This window comes from Pseudomonas sp. URMO17WK12:I6, from assembly GCF_003253625.1.
GTDB lineage: Bacteria > Pseudomonadota > Gammaproteobacteria > Pseudomonadales > Pseudomonadaceae > Aquipseudomonas.
Map to the genome: position 1 here is coordinate 176,209 of NZ_QKYZ01000001.1, position 22,353 is coordinate 198,561.

Sequence of the window (22,353 nt, forward strand, 5' to 3'; positions counted from 1 at the left end):
AATTCCTGGGTTACTGTTTTTGAAAGACAGATTGTGGAGTAGTAGCGGCTTGCAAATAGTGCTCTGCAACGTCCAGCATTCGATTGGCAAAACCCCATTCGTTGTCGAACCAGGCCAGGATGTTCACCAGCCGTGGGCCGGAAACGCGGGTCTGACTGGCATCGACAATGGCCGAATGGGGGTCATGATTGAAATCACAACTGGCGTGAGGCAACTCGGTGTAGGCCAGAAGGCCTTTGAGCGGGCCATGGGTGGCGGCCTCGCGCAGAATCCGGTTGACCTCGGTGGCGTCGGTATCGCTTACGGTCTGCATCGTAATATCGAGGCAGGACACGTTAACCGTCGGCACCCGCACGGCTTTGGCCTGAATTCGCCCGGCAAGTTCCGGCAGCAAGCGTTCAATGCCTCGCGCCAGACCAGTGGACACCGGAATCACCGACTGGAACGCCGAACGGGTGCGGCGCAGGTCTTCGTGGTGATAGGCGTCGATCACCGGCTGATCGTTCATCGCCGAGTGGATGGTGGTGATCGACACGTATTCCAGACCAATGGCCTGATCCAGCAGGCGCAACAGCGGCACGCCGCAGTTGGTGGTGCAGGACGCGTTGGACACCAGCAGCTCGTCACCGGTCAGGCAATCCTGGTTCACGCCGTAGACGATGGTGGCGTCGACATCCGCCTCGCTGGCCATCGGCTGGGAAAACAGCACCCGTGGCGCACCGGCGTCGAGAAAACGCTGGCCATCCTGACGGGTGTGATAAGCGCCGGAGCACTCCAGCACCAGATCGACGCCCAACGACGCCCAATCGATGCCTTCGGGGGTGGCACTGCGCAGGACCTTCACGCAGTCGCCGTTAATATGCAGACAATCGCCCTCAACCCTCACTTCACCGGGAAACCGCCCGTGAGTGGAGTCGAAGCGTGTCAGGTATTCGATGCTGGCCATATCGGCCAGATCGTTGATCGCGACAATTTCAAACCCAGCCGTCGAGCCTCGCTCAAACAACGCACGCAAGACACAACGACCAATCCGGCCGTAGCCGTTGAGTGCAACTTTGTAAGGACGCGGTTGAGGCATGGGGTTCTCGATAGTCGCGGCAGACGAATTCTTGCTAACAACACAAATCCCTGTAGGAGCTGTCGAGTGAAACGAGGCTGCGATCTTTTAAGATCAAAAGATCGCAGCCTGCGGCAGCTCCTACACAGGGAACGCGGTGGCCATAAAACCACCGCGGCGTGCCTTAGTCTTCCAGCAGCTCTTCAGCCTGACCCAGGATGTTTTCCAGGGTGAAGCCGAACTCTTCGAACAAGGCCGGCGCAGGCGCCGACTCGCCGTAGGTGGTCATGCCGATCACGCGACCTTCCAGGCCCACGTACTTGTACCAGTAGTCCGCGTGGGCGGCTTCGATGGCGATACGCGCGCTGACCTGCAATGGCAGAACCGATTGCTTGTAGCCGGCGTCCTGGGCTTCGAAGACGCTGGTGCATGGCATCGACACCACACGAACCTTGCGGCCTTGCTCGGTCAGTTTGTCGAAGGCTTGAACGGCCAGGCCGACTTCCGAACCGGTGGCGATCAGGATCAGCTCAGGCTCGCCTGCGCAGTCCTTCAACACGTAACCGCCACGGGCGATCTCTTCGATCTGGATCGCATTGCGGGTTTGGTGCTGCAGGTTCTGACGGGAGAAGATCAGCGCCGAAGGACCGTCGTCACGCTCCAGGGCGAACTTCCAGGCCACCGCCGATTCAACGGCATCGGCCGGACGCCAGGTGTCGAGGTTCGGTGTGCAGCGCAGGCTGGCCAGTTGCTCGATCGGCTGGTGAGTCGGGCCGTCTTCGCCCAGACCGATGGAGTCGTGGGTGAACACGTAGACGATGCGTTTCTTCATCAGCGCCGACATGCGCACTGCGTTGCGGGCGTATTCCATGAACATCAGGAAGGTCGCGCCGTAAGGCACCAGGCCGCCGTGCAGGGCCACGCCGTTCATGATCGCGCTCATGCCGAACTCGCGAACGCCGTAGTACATGTAGTTGCCGCTGGCGTCTTCGGCGGTGACGCCTTTGCAACCTTTCCACAGGGTCAGGTTGGAGCCGGCCAGGTCAGCCGAACCACCGAGCAGTTCAGGCAGCAGCGGGCCGAAGGCGTTCAGGGCGTTCTGGCTGGCTTTACGGCTGGCGATGGATTCGCCTTTGGCCGCGACTTCAGCGATGTAGGCCTGGGCCTTCTCGGCGAAATCGGTCGGCAGATCACCGCTCAGGCGACGAACCAGTTCGTTGGCCAGCTCAGGGAAGGCGGCGGAGTACGCAGCGAAACGCTGATCCCACTCGGCTTCGGCAGCGCGACCGGCTTCCTTGGCGTTCCACTCGGCATAGATATCAGCCGGGATTTCGAACGGGCCGTAGTTCCACTTCAGCGCTTCACGGGTCAGGGCGATTTCCGCGTCACCCAACGGGGCGCCGTGGCAATCTTCCTTGCCTTGCTTGTTCGGCGAACCGAAGCCGATGGTGGTCTTGCAGCAGATCAGCGTCGGTTGTGCGCTTTTGCGCGCAGTTTCGATCGCGATCTTGATTTCTTCCGGATCGTGACCGTCGACATTGCGGATCACTTGCCAGTTGTAGGATTCGAAACGCTTCGGCGTGTCGTCGGTGAACCAGCCTTCGACTTCACCGTCGATGGAGATGCCATTGTCATCGTAGAAGGCGATCAGTTTGCCCAGGCCCAGCGTACCGGCCAGGGAACTGACTTCGTGGGAAATGCCTTCCATCATGCAGCCATCACCCAGGAATACGTAGGTGTGGTGATCGACGACATTATGGCCAGGACGGTTGAACTGCGCCGCCAGGACTTTTTCCGCCAGGGCGAAACCGACCGCGTTGGCCAGGCCTTGGCCCAGTGGACCGGTGGTGGTTTCAACGCCCGGGGTGTAGCCATATTCCGGGTGACCCGGGGTACGGCTGTGCAGCTGGCGGAAGTTTTTCAGGTCATCGATCGACAGGTCGTAGCCGGTCAGGTGCAGCAGCGAGTAGATCAACATCGAGCCGTGACCGTTGGACAGCACGAAGCGGTCACGGTCGGCGAACGATGGATTGCTCGGGTTGTGCTTCAGGTAGTCACGCCAAAGTACTTCGGCGATATCCGCCATACCCATAGGGGCACCGGGATGGCCGCTGTTGGCTTTTTGCACGGCATCCATGCTGAGGGCACGAATGGCGTTGGCGCGCTCACGACGGCTGGGCATCGCTGATCTCCTGCGGATATTGAATCGAGAGTGAATAAAACGAAACGGAAAAAAGGCGAGCATTTTCCCTCACCGACCCGCCTCGGGGCAATGAGAGATAGTCATCCGAAGGCGTTTTTCCAATGGATAACGGCGTATTCGACTGATGAAACCTTTCCGCTGTTGGTTTGTGGACTGAATCTAACGTTAAGAAGTGCCATCTATCGACCAATATCAAAACTTTTTGATATTGCTCTTGCGGTGTTTTCTGACCGTCACTAGACTGCTGGCCTTATGAATCTGCGCGTGCCTTCCATTCAACATGACGATTGCGATGAGCTGGCGGCCCTGTGCAAGGCCGGCGGCGATCCTCTGCGGCTGAATGTATTGCGCGCGCTGGCCAACGATTCGTTCGGCGTACTGGAACTGGCGCAGATCTTCGGCATCGGTCAGTCCGGCATGAGTCATCACCTCAAGGTATTGGCCCAGGCCGACCTGGTGGCGACCCGCCGTGAAGGCAATGCGATTTTCTACCGTCGCGCCCTGCCCCACACCGACCTGTTGGGCGGCAAGCTGCATGCCGCGCTGCTCGAAGAAGTGGACAACCTGACCCTGCCGACTGACGTCCAGGCGCGGATCGCTCAGGTCCACGGGCAACGCGAGGCGGCCAGCCAGGACTTTTTCTCACGGGTCGCGGAGAAGTTTCGCGCCCAGCAAGACTTGATCGCCGGCCTGCCGCAATACCGCGAAAGCGTGGTGGCCCTGCTCGACAAGCTGAGTTTCGGCCCCGGCGCCACGGCCATCGAAGTAGGCCCCGGCGATGGCGCATTTCTGCCGGAGCTGGCGCGTCGCTTCACTCAGGTCACGGCGCTGGACAACAGCCCGGCGATGCTCGAACTGGCCCGCCAGGTCTGCGAACGTGAAACGCTGGCTAACGTCAGCCTGCAATTGGCCGATGCATTGAACGGTGTAAACCTTCAGGCCGACTGCGTTGTATTGAACATGGTGCTGCACCATTTTGCCGCGCCGGCCGAAGCGCTCAAGCACATGGCCGGTTTGCTGCAACCAGGCGGTAGCCTGTTAGTGACAGAGTTATGTAGCCACAACCAGAGTTGGGCCAGGGAGGCCTGCGGTGATCTCTGGTTGGGGTTTGAACAGGACGATCTGGCCCGTTGGGCCACCGCTGCGGGACTCGTTCCCGGGGAAAGCCTCTATGTAGGCTTACGTAATGGTTTCCAGATACAGGTCCGCCATTTTCAGCGACCGGCTGGCGACACTCACCATCGGTAAATTCAGGAAAAAATCGAGATGAGCGAATACTCCCTCTTCACCTCCGAGTCCGTGTCTGAAGGGCATCCGGACAAAATCGCCGACCAGATTTCCGATGCGGTGCTGGACGCCATCATTGCTGAAGACAAGTTCGCCCGCGTGGCGTGCGAGACTCTGGTGAAAACCGGCGTGGCAATCATCGCAGGTGAAGTCACCACGTCGGCCTGGGTCGATCTGGAAGACATCGTCCGTAACGTGATTCTCGACATCGGCTACAACAGCTCCAATGTCGGTTTCGACGGCGCGACCTGCGGTGTGATGAACATCATCGGCAAGCAGTCCCCCGACATCAACCAGGGTGTTGATCGTGCCAAGCCTGAAGACCAGGGCGCCGGCGACCAGGGCCTGATGTTCGGCTACGCCAGCAACGAAACCGACGTGCTGATGCCAGCACCGATCACCTTCTCGCACCAACTGGTTCAGCGCCAGGCCGAAGCCCGCAAGTCCGGCCTGCTGCCTTGGCTGCGTCCAGACGCCAAGTCGCAAGTGACCTGCCGCTACGAAAACGGCAAGGTTGTCGGTATCGACGCCGTTGTACTGTCGACCCAGCACAACCCGGAAGTGTCCTACAAAGACCTGCGCGAAGGCGTGATGGAACTGATCGTCAAGCACGTGCTGCCTGCCGAACTGCTGTCCAAGGACACCCAGTTCCACATCAACCCGACTGGCCAGTTCATCATCGGTGGCCCGGTGGGCGACTGCGGCCTGACCGGTCGCAAGATCATCGTTGACAGCTACGGCGGCATGGCCCGTCACGGCGGCGGCGCGTTCTCCGGTAAAGATCCATCGAAGGTTGACCGTTCGGCGGCCTACGCCGGTCGTTATGTGGCCAAGAACATCGTGGCTGCCGGCCTGGCCGAGCGTTGCGAGATTCAGGTTTCCTACGCAATCGGCGTCGCTCAACCGACTTCGATTTCGTTGAACACCTTCGGCACCGGCAAGATCAGCGACGACAAGATCGTCAAACTGGTCCGCGAAGTGTTCGACCTGCGTCCATACGCGATCACCACCATGCTCGACCTGCTGCACCCGATGTACCAGGACACCGCTGCGTACGGCCACTTCGGTCGCACCCCGGAAACCAAAACCGTGGGCGACGATACGTTCACCACGTTCACCTGGGAAAAAACCGACCGCGCCGACGCTCTGCGTTCTGCTGCCGGCCTGTAAGACTTCTCCGGTTGTGCAAAAAGCCCCGCACGGTTCGCCGTGCGGGGCTTTTTCATGAAGAAGATCCCACCTCGAAACACGCAGAATTACACCTCTGCACTCCACACTCGAAACCTGACTAGCCTTGAAAGCATCCCAACGAGCAAGGACGCTCTCGATGCTGCCCAACCTGCGCCTGTTTTTCGGTTTCCTGCTGACCCTCACCTGCCTGACCGCCAATGCCGCCGACTGCCCCGATTGGCCGCCGGCCCGCGCTCTGGACGAAATCAACGCACTGCAAAAGCGAATCGACCTCTGGGACGACAGCTATCATCGCGAAGGACGCTCTTTGGTCGCCGATGAACTCTATGATCAATCCCGCATACGACTAAGCGAATGGCGCGAGTGTTTTGACTCAGGCCCTTCAGCCGAACCGTTGCGCACTGCCGGTGGCACGATTGCTCACCCCATCGCCCACACCGGCCTGGAAAAACTGCGCGATGGGCGCGCCGTCGAAGCCTGGCTGAAAAATCGGGATGAGGTCTGGATTCAACCCAAGGTCGACGGTGTGGCTGTGACGTTGATCTATCGCAACGGCTGGCTGCACCAGGCGATCAGTCGTGGTGACGGGATAACCGGCCACGACTGGACTGCCTCAGCGCGCCAGATCGCCGCCATCCCTCAAAAACTTCCACAACCGCTCGACCTGCTGTTGCAAGGCGAACTCTATTGGCGCCTGACCGAACACGTGCAAGCCGAGGCCGGCAGCCTCAATGCCCGCGCCACGGTGGCCGGGTTAATGGCACGCAAGACGCTGAACCCCGAGCAAGCCGCCGGTATCGGCGTGTTCGTCTGGGACTGGCCACAAGGCCCGAAAAGCCTGCCCGCCCGCGTGGCGGCTCTGGATGAGCTGGGATTCCCGAGCACCGCGCCCTACAGCCAGCCGATCGAGGCATTCGCCGATGCCGAACGCTGGCGCGATTACTGGTATCGCTCGCCCCTGCCCTTTGCCAGCGACGGCGTCGTTTTACGACAGAACCAGCGCCCACCCGCCGAGCGCTGGCAGGCGAAAACGCCTTTCTGGAGTGTCGCCTGGAAGTACCCCTTCGCCCAGGCGTTGGCCGAGGTGCGCAAGGTCCACTTCAAGATTGGACGGACCGGCCGGATCACACCGGTGCTGGATCTGGCACCGGTGATGCTCGATGACCGGCAGATCAAGCGTGTCAGCGTCAGCTCCCTGCAGCGCTGGGAAGCGCTGGACATTCGTCCCGGCGATCAGGTCGCCATCAGCCTGGCCGGGCTGACCATCCCCAGGCTCGACGGTGTGGTATTGCGCAGCACCGAACGTCCTGAATTGAACGCACCGCTAGCAGCAGATTTTCATCCGTTGAGTTGCTGGCAGCCGACACCCGGATGCGAAAGCCAGTTTCTCGCACGGCTGGCCTGGCTCAGCGGCAAACAGGGGCTAGCCTTGCCGCATGTCGGGCCGGGCACCTGGGAGAAACTGCTCAAGGCCGAACGTCTCGACAACCTGCTCGATTGGTTGACCCTCGATGAGCAAGAGCTTGCTAACATTGACGGCTTCGGCGAACGCAGCAGTGCTCGTCTTTTGAACAGTTTCAACAGCGCCCGGCAACGACCGTTCGCTCGCTGGCTCAAAGCCCTGGGCTTGCCGCCGACCGGCCAGGCACAGCTCGCCGATTCATGGCAGGTGCTGGCGCAACGAAACACCGAACAATGGCAGGCCGAAACCGGCATCGGCCCGGGACGCGCGGCGCAACTGAGCGCATTTTTCCGCGACCCGCAGGTCCTGGCCTTGAGCGAGACATTACGTGTTGCCGGGATTGACGGTTTTTAGCAGCCGGCGACGCCCGTCAGCCTGGGAACCCATAGGTACCGATGCGCTCAAACAGCCCATCGCTACATCGATTTTTTCACCTGGAGCCTTTATGAAACTTCTTTCACCGCTCGCCTTGTTGACCCTGTGCAGCGTGATGGCCGCTCCATTAATGGCCGACGAAGACGCCCCGGGCCTGACCGGCTGCGCCGCAAAAAAACAAGGCATCATCAACCAGATTGAACTGGCCAAGTCTCACGGCAACGCCGATCAACAGGCTGGCCTGGAAACCGCCCTGAGCGAGGTCACCGCCCATTGCACCGACGCTTCCTTGAAGAAGGAACGGGAAAACAAGGTGCTCGACGCCAAGCACGAAGTCAGCCGGCGTCAGGCCGACCTCGACAAGGCGATGAAAAAAGGCGACGCCGAGAAGATCAACAAGCGCAAAGACAAACTGGCTCAATCGCGCAAGGATTTACAGGACGCGCTCGACGAGCTGGATAAGTAATCCGGTTTGAACACGCCGCCTCAATGATCCCGAAACTCTTTATGGCAGGCACTACAGGCGTCTTCGACTTTCTGTACTGCCGGCCCCAGATTGCTGGCCTTGTAGGGTTGAACCTGGCTGGCGATCACCAGTTCACCGGTGGCGCCTTCAAGGGTGCGAGCCATTTCCTGGAAGCGTGCCTGCTTCTGCCAGACATCGTCCTTGGCGCTGGTGTGATCTTCTTCGCGCACCTGCGGGAAATGTTTCCACGGCTCATGGGACAACGCATCGAGCTTCACGGCACCGTCGGCGAATTTCAGGCCATCGAACGGAATACGCCCACGCAACATGCCACCCAGGTCTTCGCCGGTCTTGAGCATTTGCTTGAAGATCGCCTTGCGCTGGCCCAGAGGCGAGTTCGGGTCGACACCGCCGCAGGCGGACAAGGTCAGGCAGGCCAGCAATACAACAGAGAGTCTTTTAAGAGTCATGGTGGCTTCAGATCACTGGAAACGGCAGCCAGTATCCTCGCGTCACCGGCAAAGACCAATAGCCCTATTATCAATACGGGTTGTTTGAGCGCATGGAGCACTCAGGCAACCGGCAAAGGAATTACTCCATGAACAGCCGTTTCAAGGCGTGGCGTCACAACCTGGCCTGGACCCTTCCGATGGTGGCCATACTTGCTGGCTGCACCGGTGGCGACAGTAGCAAACCGAAAACCCACGCACTGGCGACCTACTCCAGCGCTACCTGGGAAGCCCTTCCAGCGGTGTCCGACAATGACCTCGTCACCGGTTTTGGCTCGTGGCGCAGCGCCTGCAGCCGACTCAAGGCCGACCCGGTCTGGGGTGGCACCTGCGCCGCTTCCGCCAATGTTCAGCCAACCGCCAGCGAAATCCGCGGCTTCCTCAAGCAAAACCTCGATGTTTACGGCTTGCGCGCCGCCAATGACAACCCCAACGGCCTGATCACCGGTTACTACGAACCGGTGTATCCCGGCAGCCTGACCCAGACCAAGCAAGCGAACATCCCGGTGTACGGCGTGCCCGAGGACATGATCATCGTCTCGCTGGACAGCATTTACCCGGAACTCAAAGGCAAACGCCTGCGCGGACGACTCGAAGGTCGCGTGCTCAAGCCTTATGACGATGCGGCAACCATTGAAACCAAAGGCGTGAAGGCGCCAGTGATTGCCTGGCTGACCGACCCGATGAACCTGCAGTTCCTGCAAATCCAGGGTTCGGGGCGCATCCAGCTCGATGATGGCCGTCAATTGCGCATTGGTTATGCCGACCAGAACGGCCACCCCTATCGACCTATCGGCCGCTGGCTGGTGGATCAGGGCGAGCTGAAGAAAGAAGAGGTAACCATGAGCGCCATCGATAACTGGGCCAAGGCCAATCCGACGCGCATTCCCGAACTGCTCGGCAGCAACCCCAGCTACGTGTTCTTCAATCGCAACCCGGACAGCAACGAAGGGCCGCGCGGTTCGCTGAATGTGCCATTGACCGCAGGTTATAGCGCGGCAGTGGATCGCAAGGTGATTCCGCTCGGTAGCCTGTTGTGGTTATCGACGACGCGACCGGACGGCAGCGCACTGGTGCGTCCGGTGGCCGCTCAAGATACCGGCGGCGCGATTGCCGGCGAGGTCCGCGCGGACCTGTTCTGGGGCACGGGCGAGGCGGCCGGGCAATTGGCCGGCGACATGAAACAGCAGGGGCAGATCTGGATGCTCTGGCCTAAAGGGGCGGCGTTGCCTCAGGTGCCGCAGGTGGCTGACAAACTTTAGAAGCAAAAGATCGCAGGCTGCGCCAGCTTCAACATCGAGAGCGTTCGTCGCAATATCGCGAATGAACATCGATCCCTGCAGGGAATGGCGCAGCCTGCGATCCTTTGATCTTGCTGTTAAACAGACACCACAAAGAAACTGACAATCAGCCCCATGCCAATGGCCCACACCAGCGACCGCAGAATCGCCCAGTCCGCCAGATAGCAAATGATGTACAGCAGCCGACTGGTGATGAACAGCACCGACAGCACATTGATCGTCACCAGTTCGGCATTGCCGGCCAGATGCGCCACGATCACCGCCGCGGCAAACGCCGGGGTCATTTCGAAGCTGTTCAACTGCGCCGAATGCGCACGCCTGGCCACGCCTTCGAGCGAATCCAGAAACGCCCTTGGGTCGTGACTCTGTTTCAGCCCGAACTTGCCATTGCTGAACTTGGCGACGCCTGTGCACAGATAAGGCAAGCAGATCGCAATCAAAATGCACCACAGAGCAACCGTCATAACGCAGTCCCTTCTTCAAGTTGTAGAGAATCGAATTCCATCAGCGGCGACTAAAACTTCATCACCAACATGCCGATCAATACCAGTCCACAGGCTAAGAGCCGTGGCCTGCCAAAAGGTTCTTTGAGGTAGCGCATGCCGAACAGCACCACCAGAATCACGCTGATCTCGCGCAGCGCCGCTGCCTCGGCAATCGATCCGAGCTGCATGGCCCAAAGCACCAGAGCGTAGCTGAACAATACGCAGAACCCGACCGCCAACCCCAACCGCCACTGCTCACGCCAGAACAGCATGAACGCCGGGCGTTTGCGCACCAGCGCCAGCAATGGGAACGGCCAGGCACTGAGCACGGTGACCCATACCAGGTAATCCAGCGGATGGGACCAGCGCCGCAAGGCCTGGCCATCGATGAAGGTGTAGCAACCGATGCACAACCCGATCAGCGCCACCACCGGCAGCATCGACCACGGCAGGCGCACCCCGCCACCACCCTGCCAGAGCAGGCACACCATGCCGAACGGGATGAGCAAAATCCCGAAGATCTGCTGAGCCGTCAGCGCTTCTCCGGCGAAGATCAGCGTCAGCGCCAGCACCACCAACGGTGACAGGCCACGCATCAACGGATAGACCAGGCCGAGATCGCCGACCCGATAGGCCTGGATCAACAGGTAGCGATAGAGCAACTCGAATGCCGCCGACGCAAGAATCCACGGCCACATATCCAGTGGCGGCAGCGCCACGAAGGGCAGCATCAGCGCGACAAACAGCAACGCCACGCTGTCCATGCAGGCCACCACCAACAGCCGCTCCGCGCTGAACTTGATCAGGGTATTCCACGCCGCGTGCAACAGCGCCGCCACCAACACCAGAATCGTCGCAAGCACGGCACACTCCTTGTATTGCCCCTACATCGCGGGACAGAGATTTGATTCGCCATATGTCCGCAGCTGTTTATACTGCAAGCGACCACGCCGCACTCAGTTGCGCACAGACTAATTCCAATAATTCCTGCCTCTGCCCGCTCTCATCGAGAACGGTCGTCGGCCTGCGTATGCCTGATCAAAGCGTCAAGACTACCGACAGAGACCTTGCGCATGCCACTCGCCTTGCTTGCACTGGCCGTTGCCGCTTTCGGCATCGGCACCACTGAGTTCGTCATCATGGGCTTGCTGCCCGATGTCGCCCGCGATCTCGCCGTGAGCATTCCTCACGCCGGCCTGCTCATCACTGGTTACGCCCTTGGCGTGGTGTTCGGTGCGCCGATTCTCGCGGTCGGCACCGCCAACATGCCGCGTAAAGCGACACTGCTGGGCATGACGCTGATGTTCATTCTCGGCAACATCCTCTGCGCCCTGGCGCCGAACTACACCACATTGATGGCCGCACGAGTGATCACCGCGCTGTGCCATGGCGCGTTTTTCGGCATCGGCTCAGTGGTCGCTGCCAGTCTGGTGGCACCGAACAAACGAGCCCAGGCGATTGCCATGATGTTCACCGGCCTGACCTTGGCCAACGTACTGGGCGTGCCATTGGGCACTGCGCTGGGGCAATACGCCGGCTGGCGCTCGACCTTCTGGGCAGTGTCGGTGATTGGCGTGATTGCGGCCATTGCGCAGTGGGTCTGGCTGCCCAAGGAAATCCCCATGGACAAAGCCAACCTGGCCAGCGAATTCAAAGTGCTGGGCAAGGTCAATGTGCTGCTGGCGCTGGGCATGAGCGTGCTGGCGTCCACCAGCCTGTTCAGCGTGTTCACTTACATTGCGCCGATCCTGCAGGACATCACCGGCGTCAGTCCGCATGGCGTAACCATCATGTTGCTGTTGTTCGGGGTCGGCTTGACCGGGGGCAGCATGCTCGGCGGCCGATTGGCGGACAGTCGTTTGCTGCCTTCGCTGGTGGGGATGACATTGGCCGTGGCCATCGTGCTGGCCGCCTTCAGCCAAACCAGCCATTCAGTGATACCGGCGGCGATCACGCTGGTGTTGTGGGGCATCTTCGCCTTCGCGCTGTGCCCGATCCTGCAATTGCTGATTATCGATCAGGCCCATGAGGCGCCAAACCTCGGGTCGACGTTGAATCAAAGCGCATTCAATCTCGGCAACGCCGCCGGGGCGTGGATTGGCGGGCTGGTGGTGGCCAGTGGCACGGACCTGGCGGACTTGCCGTGGACCGGCGCACTGGTCAGCGTATTCACGCTGCTGACGGCGCTGTTCTTCATCTACCTGCAACGTCGCAGTGCTGCCGCAATCAACGTCTCTGGCTGACATTGATCATTTTTTGATCTTCTGCGGTTCGGATTCCTGAGCCCGCTTCGCAGAGGTCTTCGGCGGCCCGCTTTCACTGCGAATCTGCGCGTGACTGATCAGCGCGAAGATAAAACTGCCGCCAATAATGTTCCCCACCAGCGTGGGACCTGCGAACACCCACCAGAAATCCTTCCACGGCAACTCGCCGGCAAACACCAGGTAAGAAACCTCGACCGATCCGACCACGATGTGGGTGAAGTCGCCCAGCGCCATGAAATAGGTGATGAGGATGATGATCCACATCTTGGCGCTTTCCATGGACGGGATCATCCAGACCATGGTGGCGATCATCCAGCCGGAGATGATGCCTTTGGCGAGCATCTTGCTGGCATCGTTCTCCATGACCTTGCGCCCGATCTCAAGGAAGGCCAGATCGGTCTTGCTGTCGAAAATCGGCAGGTGCAGCATCACATACGCCACCAGCAAGGTGCCGCAGAGGTTGCCCACCAGCACCACCGTCCACAGCCGCAGCAACCGACCGACATTACCCAGCGTTGGCTTGCTCATGATCGGCAGCACGGCGGTCAGGGTGTTTTCGGTGAAGAGTTGCTGACGGGCGAGAATCACCGCGAGAAAACCGGCGCAATAACCGAAGCTGGCGATCACCTTGTAGCCTTCGCCGTCCGGCAGGCGCGAGTTGAGCAATCCCATGCCCATCAGCGACAGGCCCATGGTCAGGCCGGCAGCCAAGGCCGACCACCACAGCGCCGCAACGCTACGCTCGAGCTCCTGATCGCCTTGGGTGCGAATGATTTCGTGCAGCACCGCCGCGCGCGGGGGCTGGTTTTTATCGACCTCGCGCTGTTCCTGTGCCGAGAGGTCCGGGGTCTTGCCGTCTTTGGGCGTGTCCATAGATTTCCTGAACCGGCTGCGTGTCTAGGTACGACACGCAGGGTTCAGAGCTGTTCAGTGGTCCGTTAAATCATCGCTGACTGATAGACCGCTTTCGCGAGATCACCGCACCGCCGATTTCACCCGCCGATGTCATCATCCTTGAACTGGTCTTTGACGTACCTGATCTCGGTCCGACCGTGCGGCATGGGCAGGCCGTCTTCGCCCAGGTTCACGAACACCATCTTCTCTACCGTCAAAATGCTCTTGCGAGTGATCTTGTTGCGCACTTCGCAGGTCAGAGTGATCGAGGTGCGACCGAACTCGGTGGCGGTGATGCCCAGCTCGATGATGTCGCCCTGACGCGAAGCGCTGACGAAGTTGATTTCGGAAATGTACTTGGTGACCACGCGCTGATTACCCAACTGGACGATGGCGTAGATCGCCGCTTCTTCGTCGATCCAGCGCAGCAGGCTGCCGCCGAACAGCGTGCCATTGGGGTTGAGGTCTTCGGGTTTTACCCATTTGCGGGTGTGGAAATTCATACTCACTCCTGACCGTCTTGCCGATTGATGCCGGCCATCATGGCAGAGCCCGGACTAGAGCTCTATCAAGCATCGACTATGGTCTCGATTACCGTTCGGACATTGACCAACAGAAACGCTTTGGAAGATCAGCATAGCCCGCTATAATCGCCCCCGTTTCAAAACGGTCGTCTTTGATTGATACCGTTTTCCCGCCACCTGTCCGAGGGGCGCTGCAGCAGGTTCGACCTGTCAGGCTCGGATGGGGCGTTGACTGGCCACGGCCAGACACTAAACGCACAACGGCGCCCATTCGCATACATTACGAATGGAGGCTCTTCATGAGCGCTGTTATCACGCCTGCAGATTTTAACGATTACAAAGTCGCCGACATGTCCCTGGCTGCCTGGGGCCGTCGCGAAACCATCATCGCCGAATCCGAAATGCCAGCCCTGATGGGTCTGCGCCGCAAGTACTCCGTTGAGCAACCGCTCAAGGGCGCGAAGATTCTCGGCTGCATCCACATGACTATTCAGACTGCCGTGCTGATCGAAACCCTGGTTGCCCTGGGTGCCGAAGTACGCTGGTCGTCCTGCAACATTTTCTCGACTCAGGATCAGGCCGCCGCTTCCATCGCCGCTGCCGGCATCCCGGTTTTCGCCTGGAAAGGCGAGACTGAAGAAGAGTACGAGTGGTGCCTGGAGCAAACCATCCTCAAGGATGGCCAGCCTTGGGATGCCAACATGATCCTCGACGACGGCGGCGACCTGACCGAGCTGCTGCACAAGAAGTACCCACAAGTACTGGATCGCGTTCACGGCGTCACCGAAGAAACCACCACCGGCGTTCACCGTCTGCTGGACATGCTGGCCAAGGGCGAGCTGAAAATCCCGGCCATCAACGTCAACGACTCGGTGACCAAGAGCAAGAACGACAACAAGTACGGCTGCCGTCACAGCCTGAACGACGCGATCAAGCGCGGCACCGACCACCTGCTGTCCGGCAAGCAAGCGCTGGTCATCGGTTACGGCGACGTGGGCAAGGGCTCGGCCCAGTCCCTGCGTCAGGAAGGCATGATCGTTAAAGTCTCCGAAGTCGACCCGATCTGCGCCATGCAAGCCTGCATGGACGGTTTCGAACTGGTTTCGCCGTTCATCGACGGTATCAACAACGGTACCGAAGCGAGCATCGACAAAGCGCTGCTGGGCAAGATCGACCTGATCGTGACCACCACCGGTAACGTCAATGTTTGCGACGCAAACATGCTCAAAGCCCTGAAGAAACGCGCAGTGGTCTGCAACATCGGTCACTTCGACAACGAAATCGACACCGCTTTCATGCGCAAGAACTGGGCATGGGAAGAAGTGAAGCCGCAGGTTCACAAGGTTCACCGCACCGGTCCAGGCGCTTTCGACGCTCAGAACGACGACTACCTGATCCTGCTGGCCGAAGGCCGTCTGGTTAACCTGGGTAACGCCACTGGTCACCCAAGCCGCATCATGGACGGTTCGTTCGCCAACCAGGTTCTGGCGCAGATCTTCCTGTTCGGCCAGAAGTACGCCGACCTGTCGCCAGCCCAGAAAGCCGAGCGCCTGACCGTTGAAGTACTGCCGAAGAAACTCGACGAAGAAGTGGCCCTGGAAATGGTCCGCGGTTTCGGCGGCGTGGTCACTCAACTGACCAAGCAACAGGCTGACTACATCGGCGTTACCGTCGAAGGCCCGTTCAAGCCGCACGCTTACCGCTACTGATACGCTGATTGACCGCTCTGCGCAGGAGCTGGCGAAGCCTGCGATCTTTTGCTCTTAAAAGATCGCAGCCTAAGACAGCTCCTACGGGGGGCCAGCGTCCGGCTTACGTGTTTCCAAGGATATGACCATGTCCCAAGAACGTCGCTACAGCTTCGAATTCTTCCCGACGAAGACCGATGCTGGGCATGAAAAACTGATCGCCACTGCCCGTCAGCTGGCGACCTACAATCCCGACTTCTTCTCCTGCACCTACGGCGCTGGCGGTTCGACTCGTGATCGCACCCTCAACACCGTGTTGCAGCTGGAAAGTGAAGTCAAAGTCCCTGCCGCTCCGCATCTGTCTTGCGTGGGTGACAGCAAGAACGATCTGCGCGGCCTGCTGACCCAGTACAAGGCAGCCGGCATCCAGCGAATCGTCGCGCTTCGCGGTGACCTGCCCTCGGGCATGGGCATGGCCAGCGGCGAGTTGCGTCACGCCAATGACCTGGTTGAATTCATTCGTGAAGAGACTGGCGATCATTTCCACATCGAAATCGCCGCTTACCCGGAAATGCATCCGCAAGCGCGCAATTTCGAAGACGATCTCAACAACTTCGTGCGCAAGGCCAACGCCGGTGCCAACAGTGCGATCACCCAGTACTTCTTCAACGCCGACAGTTATTTCTACTTCGTCGAGCGTATACAGGCGAAGGGTGTGAACATCCCGATCGTGCCGGGGATCATGCCGATCACCAACTACAGCAAGCTGGCGCGCTTCTCCGACGCTTGCGGTGCGGAAATCCCGCGCTGGATCCGCAAGCAACTGGAAGCCTACGGCGACGACACCCAGAGCATTCAAAGCTTTGGTGAGCAAGTCATCACCGAGATGTGCGAACGCCTGTTGCAAGGTGGCGCACCGGGGCTGCACTTCTACACACTGAACCAGGCTGAACCGAGCCTGGCGGTGTGGAACAACCTGAAGTTGCCGCGCTAATAGCCGTTAACGCAAGATCAAGAGATCGCAGTCTTCGGCAGCGCCTCCAGGGGAATATGTACCTCTGCAGGCGCCGCCGAAGGCTGCGATCTTTTGCTTTTAATGCCCGATCCAGAGCTTCTGGATCCGGTTTCTGGCTCTTTATGATTTCTCGTCGTAATCTCAAGCCATGCCCCTGATCACCCAGTTACTGACCGTGCTTCTATTCACTTGCCTGAGCTTCACCGCTCGCGGCGAGAAGCTGCGTATTGTCACCGAACCCTGGGCGCCCTACGTCTATGAAGAAGGCGGCAAGAACCTCGGGCTCGACTACGAAACCACGGCCATCGTCTTCAAACGTCTCGGAATTGACGTGGAATGGCAATTCCTGCCGTGGAAGCGCTGCCTGTCGATGCTTGAGCAAGACCAGGCGGACGGTGTGCTGGATATTTTCCACAGCGATGAACGCGAAGCGACCCTGCTCTACCCCAGCGAACCGCTCTCGCAAGTCGAATTCGTGATGTTCTACGCCAATGAACGGCCGTTCCCGTTTCGCACCCTGGACGACCTGAAAGGCCTGACCATCGGCACCTCGCCGGGCTACCTGTACAGCAAGGACTTCAGCGAATCGACGTTGTTTACCCGGGAACCGGCGCCTACCCATGAAGCCAACTTCGGCAAACTGGTGCGCGGGCGGATCGACCTGTTGATCACCGATCGCCGGGTCGGCCAGCACTTGCTCGATCAACTGGACATCCGCGACAAGATCACCGAGAACCCGACTGTCATCAGCCAGCAAAGCCAGTATCTGGCGGTGCGCCGCAATGCCGGGATGGATTTGTTGGTGCAGCGTTTCGGCGCCGAGCTCAAGCGCTTCAAGCGCGAACCGGCCTATGCCGAACTGAGCGCCCGCTATGGTGCCGGTCCGGCTAGCGAAGCCCGGGCCACCAACGCCACCGCAACCGGCGAAAAAACCGTTGAGCAGCAGGAAAGCGGCGCACAGTGATTGCTCTGTTATACTCCGGCCTTCCCGCCAGGCTCACGCCCGGACGCTCGGACTTGTTCAAGGCATCTCGATCCCGCTACAGCGCAGCTTTTCAGCCCGCGCGAGCGCTCCAGACGAGCCTTCGAGGCCCAGCAGGACCGGACGGGATTGCGTCCTCTTAAACGCCATTCGCGCCAGGCAAGACTCCCATTGGGCCAAGCCCTAACTAAAACAGGATTACTCATGTCCTTTGCTTCCCTCGGTCTCTCCGAGGCTTTAGTCCGCGCCATCGAGGCAGCGGGCTATACCGAGCCTACTCCGGTGCAACAGCGGGCCATTCCCGCCGTGTTGCAAGGTCGCGACCTGATGGTTGCGGCTCAGACAGGTACTGGTAAAACCGGTGGCTTCGCCCTTCCGATTCTGGAGCGGTTGTTTCCCAACGGTCACCCGGACAAATCCCAGCGTCACGGCCCGCGTCAACCACGCGTACTGGTCCTGACCCCAACCCGCGAACTCGCGGCTCAGGTGCACGAGAGCTTCAAGGTCTATGCCCGTGACCTGAAGTTCGTCAGCGCCTGCATCTTCGGTGGCGTCGGCATGAACCCGCAGGTTCAAGCCATGTCCCGTGGTGTCGACGTGCTGGTGGCCTGCCCAGGTCGCCTGCTCGACCTCGCCGGCCAAGGCAGTGTCGATTTGTCCCACGTGGAAATCCTGGTGCTGGACGAAGCCGACCGCATGCTCGACATGGGCTTTGTCCATGACGTGAAAAAGGTCCTCGCCCGCCTCCCGGCCAAACGGCAGAACCTGTTGTTCTCGGCGACGTTCTCCAAAGACATCACCGACCTCGCCGGCAAGCTGCTGCACAACCCGGAACGCATCGAAGTCACGCCACCGAACACCACGGTCGAGCGGATCGAACAACGCGTATTCCGTCTGGCCGCCAGCCACAAGCGTTCGTTGCTGGCGCACCTGATTACTGCCGGCGCCTGGGAACAGGTGCTGGTATTCACTCGCACCAAGCACGGCGCCAACCGCCTGGCCGAGTACCTGGACAAACACGGCCTCACCGCCGTCGCGATCCACGGCAACAAGAGCCAGAACGCCCGCACCAAGGCCCTGGCCGACTTCAAGGCCGGTGAAGTGCGCATCCTGGTCGCCACCGACATCGCTGCTCGTGGCCTCGACATCGACCAGTTGCCTCATGTGGTCAACTTCGAACTACCAAACGTCGACGAAGATTACGTGCACCGTATCGGTCGTACCGGCCGTGCCGGTCGTTCGGGCGAGGCGATCTCGCTGGTCGCTCCGGACGAAGAAAAACTGCTGAAAAGCATCGAGCGCATGACCAAGCAGAAAATCGCCGACGGCGACCTGATGGGCTTCGACTCCAGCGCTGTGGAAGCCGAGAAACCGGAAGTCCGCGAGCGTCCGGATGTGCGTAACCCACGCGCCCCACGTGGCCCACGCGGCGACGGCCCGAACGGCAGCGGGGGTGGTGGCGGTCGTAAAGACAAAGGCAAGGACAAGGGCGGCAAGGAAAAGCCTGCCGCTGGCCGTGGCGAGCGCCCGGCCCGTGAACACAAGCCACGCGAAGGCACTCCGGCCCGCGAGCAACAGCGCCCGGCCCCTCGCGCTGCCGCCGACCGTGCTCCGGACGAGTTCCTGGACGACGATATCGATAACTTCGGTAACCGCGTCGACTACGTGCCTCAAGCCAAACCGGCTCAGGGCCGTGGCCGCCGTCCGGGCGCACCGGCACAAGGCGCTGGCGCTCCGCGCGCCGGTCAGCCACAAGGTCGCCAGAACGGTCCGCGCAACAGCAGCGGCGCAACCACCGGCACCCCACCGGCCAAGCGCAGTGGCCCACGCAACGGCGCTCCACGTGACGGCCAGGCCCGTCGCGAAGAGTCCCGCAACCGCCGTCCGGCCCGTGACGACCAGTCTCGTTCGGAACCGGCCGTGCAGAACCCGCGGAGCCCGGCACCGAAGATCATTCACAAGGAATCGAAAAGCGATCGCTTCCCGACCCCTGAGCAACTGGATCAACTGCCAGGCCGTCCGCGCGGCGAAAAACCAGCATTGCTGACCCGCAACCGCTGAGTTAGCACCGTTATAAAAAATGCCCTGATCTTGCGATCGGGGCATTTTCATTTCAGTTGAGAACATCCCTGCAGATTTTCTCCGACCATAAAAAACGCCCGCGATCGTGAGATCGGGGGCGTTTTTGTGTCAGGTGCGAAGATTATTTCGCTTTGACACCTTCAAACGTCACGTACAGATCGACCGCGTCGGACGCTGGGCCCAGGTCTTTCTGCTTGCCGAAATCGGAACGCTTGATGCTGGTGGTGCCTTCGAAGCCGGCACGGTAGCCGCCCCATGGATCCTTGCCTTCACCCAGGAACGTGGCTTTGACCACGATTGGCTTGGTCACGCCCAGCAGGGTCAGGTTGCCGGTCACGTCGGCAGTGTCTTTGCCGGCGGCGTTTTTGCCGGTAGGTTTGACGCTGGTGGAGACGAACTTGGCGTCGGCGAATTTGCCCACGTTCAGGAAGTCACCGCTGGCGATGTGCTTGTCGCGTTCGGCGTGGTTGGTGAACACGCTGGCGGTGCGCACATTGAACTCGATCTTGCTGTCTTCAGGCTTGGCAGCGTCGAAGCTGAACTTGCCGTCGATATCCTTGAAGGTACCGATGATGTAGCTGTAGCCCAAGTGGCTGATCTTGAAGTCAACAAAGGCGTGCTGGCCTTCTTTGTCGACCACATAGTCGGCCGCCATCACGTTAGCCGACAGCAGAGCAGAACCGATTGCCAGAGCGGCGAGCGTCTTTTTCAACATGCTTTCTATTCCTTTGGAGTCGAGGTAGAACATCAGGCTTTGCGCCCCAGCATTCGCGTCAGGGTCGCATCACGATCGATAAAGTGGTGCTTCAATGCAGCCAACGCATGGAAACCGGAAAAAATTACCAGCAGCCAGGCCAGGTACAAATGAATCACACCCGCGGTGTCTGCCTGGTCCGGTAGTCCGGAAACCAGTGCAGGAATTTCAAACAGGCCAAACACCGGAATCCCGACACCGTCTGCGGTGGAAATCAGGTAACCGGCGATCATCACAGCGAACAGACTGAGATAAAGGAACGAATGGCCGAACTTGGCGCCAAGGCGGGTCATGCGGCTATAGCTTGGCAAGAGCGGCGGCGGTGGGCTGATGAAGCGCCACACTACCCGCAGCAACATCACGGCAAATAACACCAGACCAATGCTCTTGTGCAGATCCGGCGCGTCTTTACGCCAGGTGCTGTAGTAATCGAGACCGACCATCCACAACCCCAACGCAAACAGGCCGAAGACGGCCAACGCCACACCCCAGTGCATAAAGATGCTGACCCAACCGTAGCGGGAAGAAGAGTTACGTAGCTGCATTGCCCAAATCCTGTAAGAACTGCGCCCAAGACTATCGAGTTATCTATCGATTTAAAGCGGAAAATTTCGCTCTGAAATATCGAGAAATACGATCAAGACCTTGGGGCCGGGAGGTTAAGAGAGTGTTAACCGAAGGAAAAAACCTTCACGCACCCTCCTTATATTCATTTATGAGCCGATACCACTCGTCAGAACTGTCACATTTAACAGTGGCTTTCATTGCAGGTCATTGATGAACTTGAACTTGGACGTCAGTCCAAGTGTCTGAACAGGAGTTCTACCATGAGTCACAATTCGAGTTCATCCCCCGTGATAACACGCAGTCAATCCAATTCAATACCCGTAGGGGAAGGACCGCGAGGGATGGCCATCAGCAACGATGGATCACGTGTATTTGTTTGCAATTACATGTCGGACAATGTGTCCGTCATCGACACCCGGAACAAAAAGGTAATCCGCACCATCGCCGTGGAGCAGTATCCCCGAAGCATTGCCCTTGGCCATGAGGGGAAAAGAGCTTACGTGACCAACTACGGTTCAAGTTCGGTTTCGGTTATTGATACCGAAACATACGCGGTGGGTAACATCACGGTGGGTAGACACCCTTGGGGAGTCGTCGCGAGCCGGGACGGGAGGCATGTTTACGTCACCGTACGGCAGGATAAAGAGTGGCTGGCGATAATTGACGCTCGCACTTATGTGGTGAGCAGAGTCCGAGGGTTACCTTCACCGTCCATAAGTGTGGACATCAGCCAGGACGATTCGCGTCTCTATATTTCCAGTACCGATTCCCCTGGTCGCCCTTTTCAGGACGCGCTCACGGTCATCAGCAGCAAGACGTTCGAAGTCATCAACATCATCAAAACCGAAAAATATCCGTCAGCCGTTACTGTCAGTCCCGACGGTAGAAAAGTGTATATCGTGGGTCTGGACGCTCGAAGACTGACCGTGTTGGACACCCGGTCACTGACCACCCGGCATTTCGATTTTGTGGCTTGCGAAGGGGAAATAGTGTTTAGCAAAAAGAACGCTTACGCCGTTGATCACACCGAAAAAGAGGTCGTGGAAGTGAATACCGCCACCCATAAGATTGTTCGCAGGTTTCCCATCCCTGGGGCTATCGACCCGCATCATATGGTTCTTGATCATCATAACTGTGCCTATATCAGCGACTACCAAGGCGACGAAGTCCATATCGTCGATCTGCCTTAGTACCAAAGCATCAGCCGGCCTCTACGAGGGGGCAAAGACATAAAAAAAGCGCGGCAT

At 59.4% G+C, this 22,353-nt stretch carries 20 protein-coding genes and 1 riboswitch; of the genes, 11 read left to right on the forward strand and 9 right to left on the reverse strand.

The window, feature by feature from the left end; genetic code table 11:
• Nucleotides 1–10: 10 nt before the first annotated feature.
• Together epd and tkt are read right to left on the reverse strand one after the other, a co-directional pair.
• Nucleotides 11–1,078 (reverse strand): erythrose-4-phosphate dehydrogenase, encoded by a 1,068-nt coding sequence (gene epd, locus F475_RS00815; protein ID WP_111452954.1) that lies wholly within the window; start codon nt 1,076–1,078, stop codon nt 11–13.
• Nucleotides 1,079–1,241: 163 nt separating this feature from the next.
• A complete protein-coding gene (gene tkt / locus F475_RS00820; protein ID WP_111452955.1) occupies nt 1,242–3,239 on the reverse strand; it encodes a transketolase in 1,998 nt (665 codons plus the stop codon).
• Between the two features lie 273 nt (nt 3,240–3,512).
• On the opposite strand from tkt, the gene F475_RS00825 reads away from it, so the two are divergent.
• The 4 genes from F475_RS00825 (at nt 3,513) to F475_RS00840 (ending at nt 8,041) form a co-directional block, all read left to right on the forward strand.
• Nucleotides 3,513–4,508, forward strand: coding sequence for a metalloregulator ArsR/SmtB family transcription factor (locus F475_RS00825; RefSeq protein WP_111452956.1), 996 nt, complete (start codon nt 3,513–3,515; stop codon nt 4,506–4,508).
• A gap of 18 nt (nt 4,509–4,526) precedes the next feature.
• Complete coding sequence (gene metK, locus F475_RS00830; RefSeq protein ID WP_007937912.1) at nt 4,527–5,717, forward strand: methionine adenosyltransferase; 1,191 nt, start codon at nt 4,527–4,529, stop codon at nt 5,715–5,717.
• 157 nt (nt 5,718–5,874) lie between these two features.
• On the forward strand, nt 5,875–7,554 hold the full coding sequence (ligB, locus tag F475_RS00835) for an NAD-dependent DNA ligase LigB (protein ID WP_018928749.1): 1,680 nt from the start codon (nt 5,875–5,877) through the stop codon (nt 7,552–7,554).
• 91 nt (nt 7,555–7,645) lie between these two features.
• A complete protein-coding gene (locus F475_RS00840) occupies nt 7,646–8,041 on the forward strand; it encodes a DUF1090 domain-containing protein (RefSeq protein ID WP_018928748.1) in 396 nt (131 codons plus the stop codon).
• 20 nt (nt 8,042–8,061) lie between these two features.
• Here F475_RS00840 and F475_RS00845 read toward each other — a convergent pair whose 3' ends face one another.
• A complete protein-coding gene (locus F475_RS00845; protein ID WP_111452957.1) occupies nt 8,062–8,511 on the reverse strand; it encodes a cytochrome c in 450 nt (149 codons plus the stop codon).
• Nucleotides 8,512–8,639: 128 nt separating this feature from the next.
• Here F475_RS00845 and F475_RS00850 point away from each other — a divergent pair, with 128 nt between their 5' ends.
• Entirely contained in the window at nt 8,640–9,812 is a 1,173-nt protein-coding gene (locus F475_RS00850) for a murein transglycosylase A (RefSeq protein ID WP_111452958.1), read from the forward strand.
• A gap of 116 nt (nt 9,813–9,928) precedes the next feature.
• Here the strand turns inward: F475_RS00850 and F475_RS00855 are convergent, their stop codons facing one another.
• A complete protein-coding gene (locus F475_RS00855) occupies nt 9,929–10,315 on the reverse strand; it encodes an MAPEG family protein (protein ID WP_111452959.1) in 387 nt (128 codons plus the stop codon).
• A 50-nt stretch (nt 10,316–10,365) separates the two neighbouring features.
• Nucleotides 10,366–11,199, reverse strand: a complete 834-nt coding sequence (locus F475_RS00860; RefSeq protein ID WP_111452960.1) for an EamA family transporter — start codon at nt 11,197–11,199, stop codon at nt 10,366–10,368.
• A gap of 210 nt (nt 11,200–11,409) precedes the next feature.
• On the opposite strand from F475_RS00860, the gene F475_RS00865 reads away from it, so the two are divergent.
• Nucleotides 11,410–12,579, forward strand: a complete 1,170-nt coding sequence (locus tag F475_RS00865) for an MFS transporter (RefSeq protein ID WP_111452961.1) — start codon at nt 11,410–11,412, stop codon at nt 12,577–12,579.
• Between the two features lie 6 nt (nt 12,580–12,585).
• Here the strand turns inward: F475_RS00865 and F475_RS00870 are convergent, their stop codons facing one another.
• Together F475_RS00870 and F475_RS00875 are read right to left on the reverse strand one after the other, a co-directional pair.
• The gene (locus F475_RS00870; protein ID WP_111452962.1) at nt 12,586–13,473 is read right to left on the reverse strand and encodes a formate/nitrite transporter family protein; all 888 of its coding nucleotides are present in this window, start codon (nt 13,471–13,473) and stop codon (nt 12,586–12,588) included.
• A gap of 119 nt (nt 13,474–13,592) precedes the next feature.
• On the reverse strand, nt 13,593–13,997 hold the full coding sequence (locus F475_RS00875; RefSeq protein ID WP_105340847.1) for an acyl-CoA thioesterase: 405 nt from the start codon (nt 13,995–13,997) through the stop codon (nt 13,593–13,595).
• Nucleotides 13,998–14,195: 198 nt separating this feature from the next.
• Nucleotides 14,196–14,294: riboswitch (S-adenosyl-L-homocysteine riboswitch) on the forward strand.
• Between the two features lie 23 nt (nt 14,295–14,317).
• Here F475_RS00875 and ahcY point away from each other — a divergent pair.
• The 4 genes from ahcY (at nt 14,318) to F475_RS00895 (ending at nt 19,764) form a co-directional block, all read left to right on the forward strand.
• Nucleotides 14,318–15,727 (forward strand): adenosylhomocysteinase, encoded by a 1,410-nt coding sequence (ahcY, locus tag F475_RS00880; RefSeq protein ID WP_018928740.1) that lies wholly within the window; start codon nt 14,318–14,320, stop codon nt 15,725–15,727.
• A 127-nt stretch (nt 15,728–15,854) separates the two neighbouring features.
• Nucleotides 15,855–16,700 carry a methylenetetrahydrofolate reductase [NAD(P)H] gene (gene metF, locus F475_RS00885; protein WP_111452963.1) on the forward strand — a complete coding sequence of 282 codons (846 nt, stop codon included), beginning with the start codon at nt 15,855–15,857 and terminating at the stop codon, nt 16,698–16,700.
• Nucleotides 16,701–16,869: 169 nt separating this feature from the next.
• A complete protein-coding gene (locus tag F475_RS00890; RefSeq protein WP_111452964.1) occupies nt 16,870–17,685 on the forward strand; it encodes an ABC transporter substrate-binding protein in 816 nt (271 codons plus the stop codon).
• A 222-nt stretch (nt 17,686–17,907) separates the two neighbouring features.
• Complete coding sequence (locus F475_RS00895; RefSeq protein WP_018928737.1) at nt 17,908–19,764, forward strand: DEAD/DEAH box helicase; 1,857 nt, start codon at nt 17,908–17,910, stop codon at nt 19,762–19,764.
• A 142-nt stretch (nt 19,765–19,906) separates the two neighbouring features.
• Here F475_RS00895 and F475_RS00900 read toward each other — a convergent pair whose 3' ends face one another.
• Both F475_RS00900 and F475_RS00905 read right to left on the reverse strand, forming a co-directional pair.
• Nucleotides 19,907–20,500: a YceI family protein gene (locus F475_RS00900; protein ID WP_018928736.1), complete on the reverse strand. Its 594-nt coding sequence runs from the start codon at nt 20,498–20,500 to the stop codon at nt 19,907–19,909.
• A gap of 32 nt (nt 20,501–20,532) precedes the next feature.
• Entirely contained in the window at nt 20,533–21,084 is a 552-nt protein-coding gene (locus F475_RS00905) for a cytochrome b (protein WP_018928735.1), read from the reverse strand.
• Between the two features lie 282 nt (nt 21,085–21,366).
• Here F475_RS00905 and F475_RS00910 point away from each other — a divergent pair, with 282 nt between their 5' ends.
• Nucleotides 21,367–22,296, forward strand: a complete 930-nt coding sequence (locus F475_RS00910) for a YncE family protein (RefSeq protein ID WP_111452965.1) — start codon at nt 21,367–21,369, stop codon at nt 22,294–22,296.
• Nucleotides 22,297–22,353 lie beyond the last annotated feature (57 nt).

Bases quoted from the DNA above. Each gene is read 5' to 3' on its own strand.
- epd (WP_111452954.1), bottom strand. From the start codon at position 1,078: ATGCCTCAACCGCGTCCTTACAAAGTTGCACTCAACGGCTACGGCCGG.
- tkt (WP_111452955.1), bottom strand. From the start codon at position 3,239: ATGCCCAGCCGTCGTGAGCGCGCCAACGCCATTCGTGCCCTCAGCATG.
- F475_RS00825 (WP_111452956.1), top strand. From the start codon at position 3,513: ATGAATCTGCGCGTGCCTTCCATTCAACATGACGATTGCGATGAGCTG.
- metK (WP_007937912.1), top strand. From the start codon at position 4,527: ATGAGCGAATACTCCCTCTTCACCTCCGAGTCCGTGTCTGAAGGGCAT.
- ligB (WP_018928749.1), top strand. From the start codon at position 5,875: ATGCTGCCCAACCTGCGCCTGTTTTTCGGTTTCCTGCTGACCCTCACC.
- F475_RS00840 (WP_018928748.1), top strand. From the start codon at position 7,646: ATGAAACTTCTTTCACCGCTCGCCTTGTTGACCCTGTGCAGCGTGATG.
- F475_RS00845 (WP_111452957.1), bottom strand. From the start codon at position 8,511: ATGACTCTTAAAAGACTCTCTGTTGTATTGCTGGCCTGCCTGACCTTG.
- F475_RS00850 (WP_111452958.1), top strand. From the start codon at position 8,640: ATGAACAGCCGTTTCAAGGCGTGGCGTCACAACCTGGCCTGGACCCTT.
- F475_RS00855 (WP_111452959.1), bottom strand. From the start codon at position 10,315: ATGACGGTTGCTCTGTGGTGCATTTTGATTGCGATCTGCTTGCCTTAT.
- F475_RS00865 (WP_111452961.1), top strand. From the start codon at position 11,410: ATGCCACTCGCCTTGCTTGCACTGGCCGTTGCCGCTTTCGGCATCGGC.
- F475_RS00870 (WP_111452962.1), bottom strand. From the start codon at position 13,473: ATGGACACGCCCAAAGACGGCAAGACCCCGGACCTCTCGGCACAGGAA.
- F475_RS00875 (WP_105340847.1), bottom strand. From the start codon at position 13,997: ATGAATTTCCACACCCGCAAATGGGTAAAACCCGAAGACCTCAACCCC.
- ahcY (WP_018928740.1), top strand. From the start codon at position 14,318: ATGAGCGCTGTTATCACGCCTGCAGATTTTAACGATTACAAAGTCGCC.
- metF (WP_111452963.1), top strand. From the start codon at position 15,855: ATGTCCCAAGAACGTCGCTACAGCTTCGAATTCTTCCCGACGAAGACC.
- F475_RS00890 (WP_111452964.1), top strand. From the start codon at position 16,870: ATGCCCCTGATCACCCAGTTACTGACCGTGCTTCTATTCACTTGCCTG.
- F475_RS00895 (WP_018928737.1), top strand. From the start codon at position 17,908: ATGTCCTTTGCTTCCCTCGGTCTCTCCGAGGCTTTAGTCCGCGCCATC.
- F475_RS00900 (WP_018928736.1), bottom strand. From the start codon at position 20,500: ATGTTGAAAAAGACGCTCGCCGCTCTGGCAATCGGTTCTGCTCTGCTG.
- F475_RS00905 (WP_018928735.1), bottom strand. From the start codon at position 21,084: ATGCAGCTACGTAACTCTTCTTCCCGCTACGGTTGGGTCAGCATCTTT.
- F475_RS00910 (WP_111452965.1), top strand. From the start codon at position 21,367: ATGAGTCACAATTCGAGTTCATCCCCCGTGATAACACGCAGTCAATCC.